19 protein-coding genes are annotated in these 17764 nt (G+C 35.4%); 17 read left to right on the plus strand and 2 right to left on the minus strand.

The annotated features are described in order from the left end of the window. The first annotated feature begins 60 nt into the window (after positions 1–60). The 12 genes from KUA55_RS02960 to KUA55_RS03015 all read left to right on the plus strand — a co-directional run bounded on the left by KUA55_RS02960 (position 61) and on the right by KUA55_RS03015 (position 13059). Positions 61–1059, plus strand: coding sequence for a hypothetical protein (locus tag KUA55_RS02960; protein ID WP_218324676.1), 999 nt, complete (start codon positions 61–63; stop codon positions 1057–1059). Between the two features lie 71 nt (positions 1060–1130). After that, positions 1131–3194 (plus strand): CD3337/EF1877 family mobilome membrane protein, encoded by a 2064-nt coding sequence (locus KUA55_RS02965; RefSeq protein WP_218324677.1) that lies wholly within the window; start codon positions 1131–1133, stop codon positions 3192–3194. Positions 3195–3242: 48 nt separating this feature from the next. Beyond that, the gene (locus tag KUA55_RS02970; RefSeq protein ID WP_246601353.1) at positions 3243–5099 is read left to right on the plus strand and encodes a phage tail tip lysozyme; all 1857 of its coding nucleotides are present in this window, start codon (positions 3243–3245) and stop codon (positions 5097–5099) included. 23 nt (positions 5100–5122) lie between these two features. Then, a complete protein-coding gene (locus tag KUA55_RS02975; RefSeq protein ID WP_218324678.1) occupies positions 5123–5764 on the plus strand; it encodes a hypothetical protein in 642 nt (213 codons plus the stop codon). Positions 5765–6101: 337 nt separating this feature from the next. Next, a complete protein-coding gene (locus KUA55_RS02980) occupies positions 6102–8180 on the plus strand; it encodes a BglG family transcription antiterminator (protein ID WP_218324679.1) in 2079 nt (692 codons plus the stop codon). 17 nt (positions 8181–8197) lie between these two features. Then, positions 8198–8800: a KpsF/GutQ family sugar-phosphate isomerase gene (locus KUA55_RS02985; RefSeq protein ID WP_218324680.1), complete on the plus strand. Its 603-nt coding sequence runs from the start codon at positions 8198–8200 to the stop codon at positions 8798–8800. A gap of 23 nt (positions 8801–8823) precedes the next feature. Next, positions 8824–9285, plus strand: coding sequence for a PTS sugar transporter subunit IIA (locus KUA55_RS02990; protein ID WP_218324681.1), 462 nt, complete (start codon positions 8824–8826; stop codon positions 9283–9285). Positions 9286–9306: 21 nt separating this feature from the next. Further along, a complete protein-coding gene (locus tag KUA55_RS02995) occupies positions 9307–9726 on the plus strand; it encodes a hypothetical protein (RefSeq protein ID WP_218324682.1) in 420 nt (139 codons plus the stop codon). Then, positions 9719–10369 (plus strand): ribulose-phosphate 3-epimerase, encoded by a 651-nt coding sequence (rpe, locus tag KUA55_RS03000; protein WP_246601354.1) that lies wholly within the window; start codon positions 9719–9721, stop codon positions 10367–10369. Before KUA55_RS02995 ends, rpe begins: the two co-directional genes overlap by 8 nt. A gap of 16 nt (positions 10370–10385) precedes the next feature. Further along, positions 10386–11462: a galactitol-1-phosphate 5-dehydrogenase gene (locus tag KUA55_RS03005; RefSeq protein ID WP_218324683.1), complete on the plus strand. Its 1077-nt coding sequence runs from the start codon at positions 10386–10388 to the stop codon at positions 11460–11462. Between the two features lie 22 nt (positions 11463–11484). Then, complete coding sequence (locus tag KUA55_RS03010; protein ID WP_218324684.1) at positions 11485–11778, plus strand: PTS sugar transporter subunit IIB; 294 nt, start codon at positions 11485–11487, stop codon at positions 11776–11778. A gap of 18 nt (positions 11779–11796) precedes the next feature. Beyond that, positions 11797–13059 carry a PTS galactitol transporter subunit IIC gene (locus tag KUA55_RS03015; RefSeq protein ID WP_218324685.1) on the plus strand — a complete coding sequence of 421 codons (1263 nt, stop codon included), beginning with the start codon at positions 11797–11799 and terminating at the stop codon, positions 13057–13059. A 93-nt stretch (positions 13060–13152) separates the two neighbouring features. Here KUA55_RS03015 and KUA55_RS03020 read toward each other — a convergent pair whose 3' ends face one another. Together KUA55_RS03020 and KUA55_RS03025 are read right to left on the minus strand one after the other, a co-directional pair. Beyond that, entirely contained in the window at positions 13153–13800 is a 648-nt protein-coding gene (locus KUA55_RS03020; protein ID WP_218324686.1) for a cadmium resistance transporter, read from the minus strand. A gap of 206 nt (positions 13801–14006) precedes the next feature. Further along, positions 14007–14207 (minus strand): hypothetical protein, encoded by a 201-nt coding sequence (locus tag KUA55_RS03025; protein WP_218324687.1) that lies wholly within the window; start codon positions 14205–14207, stop codon positions 14007–14009. 369 nt (positions 14208–14576) lie between these two features. On the opposite strand from KUA55_RS03025, the gene KUA55_RS03030 reads away from it, so the two are divergent. The 5 genes from KUA55_RS03030 (at position 14577) to KUA55_RS03045 (ending at position 17704) form a co-directional block, all read left to right on the plus strand. Then, positions 14577–15050, plus strand: a complete 474-nt coding sequence (locus KUA55_RS03030; protein ID WP_218324688.1) for a hypothetical protein — start codon at positions 14577–14579, stop codon at positions 15048–15050. Beyond that, complete coding sequence (locus KUA55_RS03035) at positions 15043–15438, plus strand: sigma-70 family RNA polymerase sigma factor (protein ID WP_218324689.1); 396 nt, start codon at positions 15043–15045, stop codon at positions 15436–15438. The genes KUA55_RS03030 and KUA55_RS03035 overlap by 8 nt, the downstream gene beginning before the upstream one ends. 70 nt (positions 15439–15508) lie before the next feature. Then, positions 15509–15718 (plus strand): helix-turn-helix domain-containing protein, encoded by a 210-nt coding sequence (locus KUA55_RS03040; protein ID WP_218324690.1) that lies wholly within the window; start codon positions 15509–15511, stop codon positions 15716–15718. Between the two features lie 428 nt (positions 15719–16146). Beyond that, the gene (locus KUA55_RS18260) at positions 16147–16413 is read left to right on the plus strand and encodes a DNA-binding protein (protein ID WP_246601355.1); all 267 of its coding nucleotides are present in this window, start codon (positions 16147–16149) and stop codon (positions 16411–16413) included. A gap of 109 nt (positions 16414–16522) precedes the next feature. Continuing rightward, positions 16523–17704 carry a tyrosine-type recombinase/integrase gene (locus KUA55_RS03045; protein ID WP_218324691.1) on the plus strand — a complete coding sequence of 394 codons (1182 nt, stop codon included), beginning with the start codon at positions 16523–16525 and terminating at the stop codon, positions 17702–17704. Positions 17705–17764 lie beyond the last annotated feature (60 nt).

Raw genomic sequence — 17764 nt, forward strand, 5'->3', positions numbered from 1 at the left:
ACAAAGCAAACCATTAATTGCTATACTTTTACTCATATTTGTGAAAAGGAATGATATTGAATGAAGAAAAAGAGTGTTTTGGGTATTCTTTTTGTGTTGGGATTACTACTAAGCGGATGTGGTGGAAATAAGCTTAGTGGGAAGTGGATTCATTACTCCAGTTACTCTGAAAAAACGACTACAGTATGGGAAATAGAAGATGATCAGAAAAAAATAGTTGAAACTGATTATTCAGATGGAGATAAGGGGAAAGTTACAGTTGTCGATGTAGATATTGATGAGGAGAAAGAAATAATGACAGTTTCTTTGGATGGTCAAAGTGAGACGCTTCCTTTTTCATTAAAAGATGATCATTTGGCAATAGAGGGTGAAGATTTTTATAAAGAAGGCTCCAAAGCCGAAAAGGAAGCGAAAGAGAAAGCTAAAGAAAGCCGTTTGAAGTCTAAAAAAGAAGAAGATGAAGAAAAAGCGAAGGATGCTAAATTAGCAAAAAAAGAGAAGGCATATAATAAAACTGTTGCAGCATTGGAAAAAAGATTAAATGAAGAATTCAAAAATAAATATCAGGGAAATTGGTATTATGGTGAAGGTCTTAACACAGAGTCCTTCTTCCCTTCAACAAATGTTTCTAAATTGAAATTTGAAGGTGATAAAATTTCAGTAAAAAAATCTGATATTTCAGCACCAAAAGATGATCCAAGAAAAGTATCAAAAGATGATGTGACGAACTATACGTTTGAAGGGATTAAATTACCTAAGAAAAGCGAATATACGGATGATGATTCTGATTATGACAGCTACACAGAATACGAACTTCCTGAAACTGAGAAGGAAATTGAAGAAATTAAAACACTTGATGATTTTGCAAGCTATGAAAAAGAACATAATATCAGACAGTTATCGTTTATCTATCAATCAAATGGAGGTAGCATGTCAGATTCAGAACTAATTCTGAATGTGAATGATTTAACCAATATCATTCCTGCAAATAGTTACTCAGAGGATACTTACAAAAAAGAGCTACCTTCTGGTGTTCAAGATAGTGATTTTGATATCTAGTCTAAAATGTAATTTGAAAGGGTCTGGAAACAGGCTCTTTTTTATTGCTGAAAATCGAAATGAGGGATAATATGACTCTAAGGAAAGTGAATAAGCGGCTCAAACTATTTGCTATGGGATTCATTCTTATAGCATTCCTTTTTTCTGTTTCCGCTTTTGCCAAAGTAGAAAAAAGCGATATCTATGTTGTTGGAAAATATCACCTGGATACATTCTCCTCCTACATAGGTGATAACGAATTTTCTCTCGGTAAAATGTTATTTGGGAAAAACGGTACTGACTTTATTCAGATGATTACCAATATGTCCTTCAGTACAAACAAAATTATTTGGCAAGTTTTCGATTTTATCATTGAAAAACTCTATAAAGGTGCTGCTATGGATGGCCTCATACATACTTTTTTCCAATTCTCTAAAAATATTTATGATCAACTATTTAATGTTGTAGGATTGGGATTAACCGGATTATATGTAGTCTATATTTTTTATTTAAAGGTCTGTAAAAACGGCAATCAAGCAAAGCGTACCTTGGTGCGCTTTTTGTGTGTAGTCGGTTTTTCTATTTTATGGTTTGGCAATGGTAGAGTAACAAGTCAGGGAGAGAAATTGACAAAGGACTTAAATACTTGGTCAACCGCTGTTGAAGGGATTATCTTTGAGGCAACCAATGGAATTGATGATCTGAGTGTTGCAACGACAAGTGAAGAAGCCATTAATCAGATTCGAGAAATGTATTATCAAAAGGCTGTAGTAGACCCGTATCTGTTATTAAATTATGGTACCACTGATATTTCGGAATTAAAAAAAGCAGGAATTGATCCGGCCGAATTCTTGTCGAAAACTATTAAAAATGAAGATATGAGTACGATTTCTGCTGCCGTCAGCGATGCGGCAAAAGAAGATGATGAGAAGACAGACTCTTACAGAGCATTTATCCAACCAACGAAAAGTATCTATAAAATGATCGTAGGAATCATGAGTCCAAGTTTAAATGTATCACTAGGAATTCCCATTCTGATGATTGGAATGGTGCGTTTCCTATTTCAATTAGGTGTTTTATTGATGCTACTGGCGATAGCGTTTATGTTGATCGTCTCCTTCTTTCCAGGCATGGATTATATGATCTTTCGTGGGGGGAAAACTTTTGTGGGATTTATTTTCCAGAAATCTATTTATAGTGTGCTGATCCTGGTAGCATTTCTTGTTTTCAATATTATTGATGATTTGATCACGATGAATACCATTGCGGGCTTTATCGGTAATATGTTTGTTAGGGGAATCGTGTCGCTGATTGTATTTCTAAAACGAAAAGATATTTTAGCGAAATTAGGATTGGGATATGCGGATCGTACACTGTCCAAAGCTAAAACAAATGCTCAAAACACAACAAAAGAAGTGACTCAAACAATTCATAGGGGGAAAAATTTAACAGAAAAAGCGATTTTGAAAGGTGCGAACATTGCTGGGAAGATCCATCCTGGTATTATCGCAGCGAGCCAATTGTACCAGCGAACAAAACAGCAACGTACCACACCTGTTAAAAAGTCGAGTACAAAGCCTACTGAAATTGCACATGGACGTAAGAAGCAGTTGCCTTATGAAAGAAAACAACTGCCAGCAGAAATTCGACCCACTATTGGAACACCACCTTCTCCGCTGCCAAGAAAAGTAGCAGAACCTATAAGTGAACCTTCTAAAGCAGTGATCAAGAAAAATATTCCACTCTCGATTTCATCATTACCAATTGATAGGCTAATACACGATGGGAAGACTCCGAATGCGGGCAATCGAAAACTAACGTTGGCACAACCAGCTAAAAATCATGTTGGCAAATCAATACCACTACGACTGAATACGCCACAACTAATTGCGAACGACTCTTTGACACAACAAATCACGCAACTAAAACAATCACGAGCGTTGGTCAATCAACATACTTCATTGCATTCAATGCAACGAGTAAGTGATCACTCACGAAATGATCGAACAATAAAGATGACGGGTAGCTCCAAAAAGATGATTTATGACAATCCACGTTCGAGTGATCACTCAAGTAGCATTGTATCAGGCAAAATGATTGAAGCCAAGATTGGTAGAGATTTTACTTTGCCAGAAGGTAGAAGTCCACAAAAATAAATATCGCATTGATCCCTAGAGAAAAACAATTCTTTGGGGGTTTTTTTTTTGGAGAGGAATATTGTAATGGAAAAAGTTGAGAAAAAAAGAGGCTGCGGTTGTGGCTGCTTGGGATGTTCGCTCTCAGTATTAGCTGCTATTTTTCTATTTCTGATGGGTATGTACATTATGGGGATTGATGACGAGGAAACTTGTCAAGATATCCCAAGTGCCATATCCATTGATGCGGATAATGTTGGAACAGAAGAAAATGCAAAAGTCATCTACGATTTTTTTATAAAAGAGCTAGAGGCAACAAGCCAGGGTGCGGCTGGACCGATGGGATGTATTGATTTTGAAAGTGGAGGATTTAATTCTGCTATCGAAAATCCCTCAAGTGGTGCTTTCGGATTAGCCCAATGGTTAGGTTCTCGAAAAGAGGCATTGAGGAAATTTGCGGCCGAAAAAGGGAAAGAAATGTCTAATCTAGGTGTTCAACTAGAGTTTTTGAAGAGTGAGTTGGATGATCCCTACTATGCAAAGGCGAAAGCGGCATTGAAATTGACGGATGTTCATGAAGCCCAACACCAATGGTTGATGTGGTTTGAAGGGCTTAGTCAGGATTCGTCTCAGTGGCATTCGGCCGAACGAAATGCAAGAGCGGATAAATGGTTTGCCAAATTTGGTAGCAGCGACCCAATTTCAAGTGTTGCTTTGGAAAATGCGGCTGCCGGACAATTGGAAAGTTTAGCCGCTGAATGTGCTTCAGCAGCCACAGGTAATGGTGGAGATATTTTAGAAGTCGCTAGAGGATTGATAGGCTATTTCAGCTATTCTCAAGAAAAAAGAACGCAATTCGGGACGATTGAGAATCCAGCAAAGAATGGTTTTGCAGACTGTTCCAGTTTCGTCTGGTTTGTTTTGACCAAGGCTGGATATAGGACTCCTCAAACACCTTGGGCAACACCATCCATGACTTCTGATGCACGAGGATCAAAGCAATATCTTCAAGAAATACCGGAGAGTGAAGCCAAAGCAGGGGATATTATTGTGGTTAATTTGGGAGCTGGATTTGGTAACGATGGGCACACGGCGATTTTAGCAGAAAACTACCACGGAATCGGAACGAAGATTATTGAAATTGGTGGTTACGGTGCTGACTCTGTTCATGAAGGACAGATTGATACTTCCTTTGGCTACTTGTTGTCAGGTGATATCTGTTTTGCTCGTGCTGTCGGAGCACCTTCAGGTGGTAATAGTAAAGGACAAAAAGGATCATTTAAGGCTTTGGATCAGATTAATCAATCAGCAGGGAAGGTTGCTTACGGTGTCTATTATTTCAACGACAAGAAATATCTCTCGAACAACAACAATACACAAATGGTTTCTGCTTCAGTAATTAAGGTCTTTATCATGGAATATCTCTTCGATAAAAGACGGACTGGTGAGAGTGCATCTGGTCAATCTGTTCAAAGTTTGATTGATCGAATGATTACGGTAAGTGACAACGATGCAACGAATACTTTAATTGATCATGTTGGTATGAAAACACTAAATAATTATTTTGTGGAGAAAGGATATTCAAGCACGAAACTACAACGAAAAATGTTAGCGACAGGTAAAGAAAATTACACGTCACTTCAAGACACCATGAAGTTTCTAAAAAAACTTTATCAAAATAGAGGAAATCCTAAGTATTCCTCAATGCTTGAAATCATGAAGCGTCAACAAGTAAAAACCAAAATTCCTAGTCAATTAGATTTTCCAGTAGCAAATAAAACAGGTGAGCTTACGACAGTAGAAAATGATATAGGGATTGTACTGAGTGATAAGCCCTATGCGATTGTTGTCTTAACTAACGATGTTTCCAATTCGTCAGCGGTGAGAGATGGAATCGGAAAGTTAGCTAAAGAAGCGAAAAAGTAAAGCAAAAGAAATGAGGCGATAAAATGAAAAAACATATATTTATTGAAGCGATTTTAGTGATAGCTATCCTAGGAGTTAGCTTTTGGAATATTCAGCAGCATCAAGAAAATTTATCGCTAAGAGAATCTGTTGCAGATCAAGATGAAAAGCAGAAAGAACTCAAACAAAAACAGGAAGAGTTGTTGCAAGAAAATGGGCAATTATCAGAGAAAAATCAGGCTTATTCTGAATCAATAAAAAAAAAGCAGATTGTTGAGAAAAATACGGGAGTAGATTCGGAATTGAACACGGAGTTTATCAATATAGTTACGAAGTTATTTGAAGCAAATCTAAATTTTACTCCTGAGAATTATGATGATCGAAAGAGAGAAGTATCTTCATATTTATCAGAGGATTTGAAAATAAATTATTTAGGAAAAAATAGAAATACTTATCAAGAAGTGAACGGTACTTCATCTCGATTGACAAATTTAGAGATTTTTTCTAAGAAATCACAAAATGGTAAGGAGGAAGGTTTAGCAGTAGTCAATTATCAAAGCAAGAAGAGTAATCAAGAGTGGGTAAACGGGATGAACATTTTTAAAGTAGTCTACGATTGCAAATTAAAGAGGATTTCAAAAATTGAAAACCTAGGTAGCGGATATCAAAATGAAATAATAGAATAAGTTTTTAACAAGATGATTAAATCAGTGGACCTGAATTCTCAAAAGTTAATCAGTGAGGAAAACTTGAGGGAAATAAATTAGTACACTGTGCAACTTTGATTATTCTTGATAAGTAATAAAATATAAAAAAACGATTTTTTTATAAAAAGGCCTCCATATTATTTATATATTTGGAGATTGATGCTTTAATAATAACGTCACCAAGTGAGGGATTAGGTAAGGGAAATTTCGTCATGAAAACGCTTATACATTTTTTCGCTGACAATCTATAATGAAGGCATAAGGAAAGGAAGAAAAATTTTGAAATCGGGAAAACAAGCAAAGGAGGGGTTAGAAAATGTTAGAAGAAAAATATTTTACAGTATTGCAAGAAATCGTTGCTAACCCTAATACAACAAGGAAGGGGTTGGAAACAAAACTACAGCTATCAAAAGATCAAATCAAGTATGCGATTAGTAAGATCAATGCGTACTTGAATGAAAATGAATTGCCAAGTATACGAAGAACAAAAAATGGTGGATTTATTATTGATCGCTCAGTAATAAACTTTATTCGAAAAGACGAAGAGATAGATAAAGATATGGACCTTTTCTATTCTGAGGATGAGCGAATAATGATACTTGCACTATTATTATTCAACGAATCCCTGGATCTTTCTTTAGAGTACTTTTCATATGAGTTGAAGGTTAGTAAAAATACGATTTTACGAGACCTTTCAAAGCTCAAAGAAAAACTAAGTATTCACTCGATTAAGATTAGTTATTCTCGCATACAAGGCTATTCAATTTCGGGCAATGAATTACTGATCAGAGATTTCATAAAAGAAACTCTCTATCATGTTAACAAAATGTCGAATGGAACTCAAATACTAGATGGATTTTCTGGTGCGACGACGCAAGAAAATTCAGAAATGGTGCAGAAACTAAAACGAATTGAAAAAGAGTTAGAAATTCGTTTCACTGATGAGCAATTTAGGATTCTACCTTACTTTCTCCTAATCCTATTTAATCGAATTGAAAATGGGAAATTCGTGAAGGAAAGGACGTCAGAAGAGGAGTTAGATATCTCGAAACTGACCGAGGTTCGATTGATTAAAGAAATACTCTCACTTGAAAAATATGGGCGAAGAGAAACAATCTATATTTCTCTACAGATTCTAACTTCAAAAATAATTTCTGCTAAATTCGTGAATGAAACAATTACAAAGAAGCTGCAAAAAGCCTTAAATGCATGCATCGACAATTTTGAAGTGAAAACTTCCATCGAACTAAAGGATCGAGAAACGATTCTTAATAGCCTTATGTACCATCTGACACCGGCGTATTATCGTATTCGCTATCTAATCAATGAAAACAATGAATTATATGAACAGGAATTTTTAGAAAACGTCATCGCTCGATATGACTTCTTGAATTCGATTATCAGAGACTGTTTTAAACCTTTAGAAGAACTATTAGAAGTACCGTTACCCGATATAGAAATCATGTACATTTCCTTAATTTTTGGTTCAAAAATCTTGCCACAAGGGAAAACCGATTATCCGAAGATGAAGACAGCAATCGTCATTTGTCCCAAGGGAGTTACTTATTCTCAGCTAATGCTGTCACAGTTAATGGATATCTTTCCTGAAGTCTATTTTTATGAACCAGTGTCTCACCGAGCCTTTGAAAAAAGTAATCTCAAAGTAGATATCATTTTTTCAATCGGTCATTTTCATTCTTACGATAATTGCTTTGTTGTTCAAGCAACAATGACAGAAGAAGAAAAAAAGCAATTACGCGCATTTGTTTTTAAAAAAGTATTTGGTATAGAGGATAGACTCAACACTGTCGAAAGGATCATGGGAGAGATATCAGAATTTATTCCGAATGACAAGAGAGCTGAGGTTAAGGGGAATATTCTTGCAATTTTGGGTGACAATTCACCGATTAAGCATGAACGAATCTCTTCCTCATTTGAAAATAGCACGTTAAGAATTTCCGACTTTCTTTCAATTGATCGGATATCAATTATTGATCAGGTGGAAGACTATAAAGAAGCGATGGTTCTTGCAGGGAAACCATTATTATTGGATGGTTCCGTCACGGAAAACTATATTCAAAGTGTAATTGATACCCACGACTTTGATGATCCTTACACGATTTTAGGTGAAGATGTCGCCATTCCGCACGCGCTTCCAAGTGAAGGCGTACAAAAGATTGGTATTAGCCTACTGATCGTTCGAAAAGGATTCAACTACTCAAAGGACCAATCCTTGAAGCTTGTCTTTTTCATCGCACCGATTGATAAAAAACAACACAATCAAGCGATTATCGACATCTTAACGATTGCTGAATCTCAAGAGATCATTTCCAGACTTACCAATACGGATGACAAGCATGAAGTAGTAAAAATATTAAAAGAAATTTCTAACTAAGAGAGGAAACTAAAAATATGAACAAGCAAGAAATCAAAGATAGTATGTTGAATACATTGAGTATCGAAGCAGATACAATCGCAAAATTAAGTGAAACGGTTGATATGGACGTTCTGACAACATTAGTCGAAAAAATTGGCGAGAAGCAAGGGAAAGTAATCGTCAGCGGGTGTGGAACATCTGGGGCTGCGGCTAAAAAAATCGTTCACTCACTATCTTGTGTCAGTGTACCAGCAGTTTATTTAAATCCAGCAGATGCTGTTCATGGATCGATGGGTATTATCACCGACAAAGACATCGTCATTGTTATCTCTAAGGGAGGCAATACGATTGAGTTGACAAACTTATTGGATTCCTTCAAAGCACAGAAAGCTTATATTGTTGGAGTCGGAGAAAATCCAGATTCAACAATTGGTAAGTATGCTGATTTATTCTTAAAGATCTCTGTAGATAAAGAACCAGATACGTTCAATATGCTGGCGACTGCAAGTACTTTGGCAGTGATGTCTACGTTTGATGCTGTCTGTATCGCACTGATGACCTACACAGGATTTACAAAAGAACAATTTGGCATTAATCATCCTGGTGGGGCTGTTGGTGATCGTTTATTAGGTAAATAAAGGAAAATGGAAGGTAAATACGTATGAATGACTTGGTAAATATGGTAATTTCGAAAAACATCACTTTTTTTGATGAACAGGAAGAATTAAGTAAAGAAGCAGTTCTAGACTATATAAGTCAGCTGCTGTTTAAGAATGGCTACGTTAAGGAAAGCTATGCACAAGCAATTAAGGATCGTGAAGCGATTTTCCCAACGGGTTTGAATACTACGACCTTTGGAATAGCTATTCCTCATACGGATAGTAAGCATGTAAATGAAGCAACAATCGCAGTTGGAATATTGAAGCAGCCGGTTATCTTTCAAGAAATGGGTGCTGAAGAGGTTGAAGTTCCTGTCAGACTAATCTTTATGCTGGCAATCAAAGAACCAGAAAAACAATTGGAGACACTTCAAGCGGTAATTTCATTGATTGAGAATGAAGAGAAAATGAATGCGCTTGTTCAGGCAAAAAATGAATCAGATGTTATTCAATTACTAAATTAACAAAAGATAGGAGAAATAGACATGAAGAGTCTTTTTGAAGAAATAAATGACCGGTTACTCGGTAAACCTGGACGAGAGCTTCTGGCATTTTTAGTGGAACATGAAGGTATCTTCTTGATTCTGTTCGCACTATACGGGTTCCTACTTTTGTATTCAAAATTCATTTATATGTATTACATTCCAGCTAAGATCAAAAAAATTATTATTGAAAGTCCAGATTTATCAGTTGAACAGGTATGTGAAGCATGGCAGGAAACGAAAGCTTCATTACCTTGGTTCTTCTTAGTCCCATCAAAAAATGAACTATGGGTTAAGCCGCTGAATAAATCAGATGGGATTTATCACATGCTCTTCTTCAACAAAAAAACTAGCTACTCAAGTGAAATAGATATGCTAGAAAAGATTTACGCGAATTTGAAAGGAGATTTCACTCTTGGTTAAAAATAAAATCATGCCTTCAATTTTCGGCGCGGACATTGGAAATATTCAAAATGATGTCAAACCGTTAATTGAGTTAGGAATTGAAATTTTACATGTAGATATGATGGATGGAAGCTTTGTACCCAATATAGCATTTGGTCCGACACAAGTAGCGGATCTGAAAAAAATTCTGCCTTTTCAATTTGATGTTCACATGATGGTTGAAAATCCAGAAAAATTTATCCCACAATTAGTTGACGCTGGCGTTGAATATATCAGTATTCATCAAGAAGCAACCGCGCACTTGTTAAGAGGAATTCAATTGATTAAAAAGCTTGGCGCAAAAGCTGGGGTCGTTTTAAATCCTGGTACGCCTATTGAAACAATTAATATGGTGTTGGATGAAATCGATTACGTGCTAATTATGACGGTAAATCCTGGACTTGGCGGTCAAGCGCTGTATGCACCAATTTACAAAAAGATTGCTGCATTGAAGGAAATGATCGGTGATCGCCCAATTGACATTCAGGTTGATGGTGGCGTAAATAACGAAAACATTAAGGCTTGCGCTGAAGCAGGCGCAAATTGGTTTGTAGTAGGGTCTTATATGTTTTCAGGAGCTGCGGCTGATAGGTTGGCAACACTAGAAAATGCATTAAAGTAAGGAGATTGTCAGATAAATGAGATCGTTAAAACTATATGGAAAACAAGACTTACGATTTGAAGAAGCAGATAAACCAGTATTAGAAAAAGATACAGATGTCATTATCAAAGTAAAAGCGGTAGGAATTTGCGGATCAGATTTATCACGCTATAAAAAATTGGGACCATACGTTGAAGGGATGGTTTGGGGACACGAGTTTTCAGGAGAAGTCGTTGAAACAGGTTCTGAAGTCAAACATGTCTCAATTGGTGATCGTGTAGCAGGTGCACCGTGCTTTACTTGTGCAGATTTGGATGTTGAAGAAGAATGCCATTACTGCAAAAAGTCGGAGTTCGCTCGTTGTGAAAACTTGACTGTCATTGGAGCACGTCATGGTGGCGCATATGCGGAATACATTCGATTACCTGAAAAAAATTGTGTACCGATCCCTGATTCTGTTGATTATGAATCAGCAGCGATGATCGAGCCTTCTGCTGTAGTCGTACACGCATACTATCGTACAAACTTGACGGCTGGTGACACTGTAGTAGTAGTTGGCTGCGGAAATATTGGCTTACTATCGATCAAATTTGCGAAGATTTTTGGAGCAACAAAGATTATCGCAGTAGATATTGCAGATGAAGCGTTAGAAATGGCAAAAGAAGCAGGTGCTTCTCACACAATCAACTCTTTGAAAGAAGATACACTTGAAGCCATTGGAAAATATACTGATGGATTAATGTCCGATATCGTTGTTGAGTCTGCTGGATCACCAATTACTTCAGCACAAGTGTTTGCTTATGCTAAAAAAGGTGGTGGAGTAGTCTTCATGGGTATACCTTACGCAGATATCATGATTGAACGCTTCTATTTTGAAAAGATTGTACGCAGTGAGTTGAATGTTTGGGGAGCTTGGAGTTGTGTTTCAGCACCTTTCCCAGGCAAGGAATGGCACACTATCATGGCACTTTTAGAGAATGGACAATTAGAACTGAAATCGATGATTACTCATAAGTTGAAACTCTCTGATGGTCCAGAAATATTCGATACAGTTACTCATAAAAAACCAGAAGATAACTTCGGAAAAATTATGTTTTTCCCTGAAGAAGCTTAGGAAACGGGAAGGAAGAAAGAAGATGAATAGAAAAAGAATTTATGTATGCTGTGGAACAGGGATCGCTACTTCAACAGTTATTGTTAAAAAAGTTTCAGAGTTTTTAGATGAAAATAAAGTTCCCTATGACATTAGCCAATGTATTGTTTCAGATGTCCCTTCAAAAGTCGCAAATAAAAAGCCAGATGTTGTCATTAGTTCGACGACAATTTCGGCTGATCTAGGAGAGGTGCCTGTTGTATTAGGGCGTTCATTCCTAACTGGGATCGGTAAAGAGAAGACGAAGCAGGAAATCAGAGAGATTCTAGGATTCTAATTATAGGGAGGAAAAAAGATGTCAGTTGTTTTTGACTTTTTTAAATACATCATCGACTTAGGTGTTAGTGTAATGATGCCAATCATCATTACTATCTTAGGGGTTGTTTTTGGTAGAAAACTGTCTGTATCATTTAAAGCTGGATTAACAGTAGGTATTGGCTTTATTGGGATCAATGTGATGTCCGGGGTTATGATGAATGCAATCACTCCGGTGACTAAAGCATTGGTTGAACGGTATAACTTTAGTTTAACGGCTACAGATATTGGTTGGGGAATTGGTTCATCAATTGCATGGGGAACGCCCGTTGTTCCTTTTGTATTTATTGCGATTATTGCAACAAATATTATCATGCTGATGTTTAATTTAACTAAAACAATGGACGTTGATATTTGGAATTATTGGCAACCATTATTTATCGCAAGTGCGTTGTATTTAACCACTGGCAGCATGATACTGGCGGTTTTAAGTGCTGTTATCAATATGGCAATCATCTTCAAATTAGCCGATTGGACGCAGAAAGATGTTTCAGAAGTATTGGGGCTAGAAGGTATTTCTCTACCAGCTTTGCAAACAACCGGTTGGGCGGTTTTGGGTTATCCGATGAACTGGTTATTAGATAAAATTCCAGGTATCAATAAAATTAATTGGACAACAGAAAAAATTCAGCAAAGACTGGGAATTTTCGGGGAACCAATGATGATGGGTTTAATTATTGGTGGTCTTTTATCTGCGGTAGCTGGTATGTCAGTAGCTGATATTTTAACAACAGCAGTATCAATAGCTGCGTCATTAGTTCTGATCCCAAGAATGGTTTCCTTATTGATGGATGGGCTAATCGTGATCTCTGAAGCTGCACAAGAATTTATGGAAAAACGATTTGAAGGTCGGGAAATTCATATCGGGTTAGATGCTGCTTTAGGAATTGGTCATCCATTTGTGTTATCGTTAGGTCTACTAATGATTCCGATTACTTTAGTATTGGCATTTATTTTACCAGGTAATAAAACAATGCCTTTAGCAGATTTAACAGCTTTGCCGTTCTATATGATCTTTGCAATTCTGCCGTCTAAGGGAAACTTGTTTAGAGGGGTAATTACAGGGATCTTTATTGCAGCCATAACTTTATATATTTCTGGTATTGCGGCTCCGATTATGACAGGTTTAGCTGCTGATATTGGCTATCAAATTCCCGGTGGTGCAACAGAAATTACTTCATTGGCAGTCGGAACACAATGGTATTCATGGATCGTTTACTATGTGTTGAGTTTACTTTCTTAAAAAAATTAACAAAAAAATCCAGCCATTGCTCGTCTTGAGACAATAGCTGGATTTTTTTTGATTAATTTTGAAAATAGTATCAGATTTTTCCATTTAAGAGATCAAGCCGCTCTCAAAGATGATGTAAAGGCCTAATGCAATAAATACCAAAGGAATCGCGATATGTTTGTATTTTTCTAGCTGCCGTTTGATAAAAGGGAAGTTTGCTAACTTGTATCCTAAAAAACACCAAAAGGCAATCATTATTGAAAAGATGATTATTGTAATAACTAGTTGACCAAGTGAATATCGGCTGAATAAAGGAATGTAAATACCAATATTATCCGCACCATTTGCGATAGTGACGAACATAACTTTTAGAATTTGAGGACGAATAATTCCTGTTAAAATATTCTTATTGCCAACATTGTCCACAGTTATCTGGGTTTCCACTCTTTCTTTGTCATCTTCAGAAGAGACCGCATTTTTAGACTCTTTTTTATGATCAATCAAGGATTTTATGCCAAGAATAATAGGAATAAAACCTAGCAACCCCAGTTTATCCGAAGAAAAAAAGCTCAAACCATATGAAGCAATAATGCTGATTAATACTAATAGTCCAATACCAAGGTATTGTCCAAACACGACGTCAGTCTTTTTTACTTTGCTTCCAATCTGCGAAAAAAATATCGTTAGGACAAAAATATCATCAAGATTAGTACTGACAAAAGAAACTATATTCGTAATTATTAATGCGGTCATTTATTCTCCTCCCAAACAAAAAAACCTATGCACACAAAAATATTGTGTGTATAGGCTTACTATTCCAGTTCTAACAACGAAGTTTCGAAGTTGACTTTGATACTAAAAATTAGTATGAACTGCCCCCGCCCTATACGGTTAGGGATATTTTAGCATACATATCAAAAGAGATGCCAGTCCCACTTTCCAAATAGAGGGTCCTATTTTTATATATCAATAATATTCAGTTCTGTCTCCTCAATGATAAAAACTTTTTTGTTCTCATTAAAGGGCATCAAGGTGTTATCACTTTTCGGTTTGACTGTAATAATTGGGACGATAGCATCTCCGATATTAGTTGATATATCTGAATATTCAATAAATAGATCGTTAGTCAATGCTTTAAAAATGTCTGACTTCCGTGTCAATCCTCTCCTCCAAATAATATAAGTTCAATTAAATTATCTAGAAAAATTACTGATTAACGTACAGAAAAATGCAACGATAAAAAATTAAGTAAGGTCAATCGCGTCTTTAAATTTTTTTTTTCGGCAACTTTTTTTATTGACGATTTTTTAAAATGAACTTAGGCACGTCATAAATTATAAATTCCTTTTGGTGTTTTTTAAAGCAATCTGAGCCATGAAGAGATAGGTCAAAAAAAACAAAGGAGAAGTATAAAGGCTAGTATATTTTAACTTTATTTAACTACGATAATAGCAGAAATTAAACCATCTAATCGAGTTGGTTTCAAAATGTGTATTTCTTCTAATTTATTTTGTAGGAGGGAAATTTTTATGTCAATTGATAAAGAAAAATTAATTATCTATCAACTCATGCAAGAAATAATTGAAGAAAGGAGAGAATTATCTAAACAGTATTATGATTTAAAAATAAAACTCGATCAATTTGAGGGAAAAGAAACTTGTACTTCTAAACTATCCAAATCCTCTCTTACAAATTTAGATAGAGAAAAAATTAAGCAACAGGACTACTTTTATAAAAAAAATAAAACACAACATTATAATTCATTTGAAAGAACTTCAAGAACCGTTGTATCAATTTTAAAGCAATCTCCAATACCATTAAGTAACAAACAGATTTTAGACAAGCTAACTACGGAATATGAGCTTTCTATCACACTTGAGAATTTAACATCCAACATTCTACCTAAAATGATTAATGAACGTTCACTACCAATTCAGAGAGCTCAACGTGGATATTGGCAATACAAGTTATTAAGTAAAGAAGGGAGCTCGGCCAATGACTGAAATGGATATAACATATATTTTTATTCGATATATATCAGTGATCATAAGGAGACAGGCAAGAGCGTTTTATTATAAATATGATAGAGTTTTTTACTACGAGAACAAAGAATTCATTGAAAATATTGAGATTGAAAATGAAACGAGTGAAAGTAGTTTAAATCAGCCAAGTACTTTTTATAGAAATATTGAAGAAAAATTATCTTATCAAGAACTGTTGCTTGAAGGGTTAAATTTACTTGATGATACAGAAAAAAAAATAATATTTGATAAATTTTTAAAACAGCGATCAGATGCTGATATAGGAAAGGAGTATTCAGTTAGCAGCCAAATGATTTCAAAGAAGAAAAGGAAGATCCTTGGTAAATTAAAAAGCTTTTTTCCCGCTTGATTTGTGATCTTCGTAACAAATCTCCGCCAGGAAATACGGTAATGTGTATTTCTTTGACAGGGGTGATTTAATGACTAGTAATCTAGTTCCTTTGATAAAAAAAGCTAAATCAGGTGATGAAAGCGCAATGGCATCTCTTTATGAATCTTTCAAACCATTACTCTTAAGTAATGCAACTGCCACATCCAAAAATTTTAATCATGATTGCTACCAAGAATTATCATTACAATTTATTCTTGCGGTTCAAGCTTTTGATTTAGAAAAATATTTAGACGAATAGTCAATAAATCAAACATTTTGAAACTATTGGTTTCAAAATGTTTGATTTTATCTATTTATTTAGTGAAGGCGAAATATTGCCTCTAGTTCCTTGAAAACTGAATATTATACTTTTAAATTAAATGCTCTGTCATTTGAGCTATTGTGTAGTTTCGCCATGACCTTTAAGAGCGACTACAAGCTAACACAGAACCTGATTTTGGTGATTAGGTTGCAATGATGATGATAGAAGACAAACACTTCCGCAAGGCTCCCGTAGACTGAGGAGAGGTGAAAAACCTATGCGCTTTACCTAGAGCGATTTAAAAGTGAAAGATTATGAAAAATTTTAGTTAGAAAAAATGAGATTTTTTAATTATAGATTGATTTAATAAAAGAAAAAATGTGGAGTGATCGGTAATCAGTTCAAGTTATAAAGAAACACAAATTATGAATAGGCTAATCATTTTTATAGATGAATACACATCCACTCTTTTGAATTTAAATAAACTACCTTTGGTTTTAACTAATGAAGATTTAAAAAGAGAATTTCAAGTTAGCGACAGTACATTAAATAGATTAATTAAACTAGCAGATTTTCCTAATTGTTGGTACGGTATCCGTGGTCACTACTCAAGAGACCAAGTTATTGATTGGTACCAAAAGAACGATTATGAAGATTTCAAAGATAAAATGCGGTTATTACGTTCTGTATAACCTTCATAATTGAAAGGAGATGCTTTATAATGTTAAGTATAGAGAATATAGTAGTTATGCTTTTGCTTTCCAGAAAAGCAGCCTCCTTTAAATAGAGGGGGGAAACGTAATGGTAGAAACAAAAGATCGTTTTAAAAAACATACTAGTTCTACGGGTGTTATTACTTGGTACTTTCAAGCATTTCGAACGACACGTAGAGGATTTAAAACAAAAAGGGAGGCACAATTAGCATTTCTTGAGCTAAAGAAAAATCGACAAAATAAAAAGAAATTTGTTAATTCGAATGAAAAATTTTCAGTCGTTGCAGATCAATGGTTTAAGTATTATAAATCATTGAGAGAACAAAAGAACAGCACCTATGACAAACGTCATGACCTGATTGTTGTTCTCAAACGATGGATTGGTGAAAAGAAACTAGTCGAATTAACACCTGATTTTTTAGAAGAGTTGATGTTTTCTTTGAAGGAAAAAGGAATTGATGGCTTTTCCAAAGGTTATTCAAAAAACTCCTTGTATTCATTAAGACAGACTTTGAACATGATTTTCAAATACTGTTTGAAAAGAGAGATATTGAATGACAACCCATTGACGAGAATTCGCATGCCTAAGTATCAAAAGAGTGTAAGTGAATTAAAAGAGACGCTGAATTCTTTGGATCAAAAATATCTTACGATTGATGAGCTCAGAATATTGTTGAATTATTCTATTGTCCATGAGGAGTTACCGCTGTCTACACTTTTTCATGTTCTGTTTTATACTGGATGCCGAATTAGTGAGGCATTGGCTTTGCAAGTTGAAGATATTGATTTTGAAAACAATGAGATTCTTTTTTACAAGCAAACATCTGTAAGAGGAAAGCAAATGGATTTTAAAATCGAAACTACGAAGTCGATTAGTTCAGTAAGAAGAGTAGTAGTAACTGATTTAGTGATGGAGAAACTTCAACAACTTATTTCAGCTCTTGATAGTATGAGATCGCAATTCGTTTTTCGATCAAAAGAAAAATATCTTTTTGTTTATCTGGCTCCGTTCAAGAGAGGTATCCCATACCGTAGAGACTACGTAAATAATCACATCAAACGTTGCGTTGAACGTTGTGGAATTAACAAACCTTTTCATACACATCTTACCAGACACACGATGGCTAGTTTAGTTGCTGAACATTGTAGCTGGGAAGTCTTGAAAGGAAGATTGGGCCACGCAGATAAGTCTACATCAGAGATTTATCGTCATCTAACATCGGATGAAAAATTGAAACCATTGAAGGCATTTGAAGCGTTGGAAAAGTAGAATATCCACCTTTTTACTGTCGTCACGATGTAGTCAACACAAAATAAAAGGCTTTATATC

It is taken from the genome of Enterococcus alishanensis, assembly GCF_019218635.1.
In the GTDB taxonomy this organism is placed as follows: domain Bacteria; phylum Bacillota; class Bacilli; order Lactobacillales; family Enterococcaceae; genus Enterococcus_A; species Enterococcus_A alishanensis.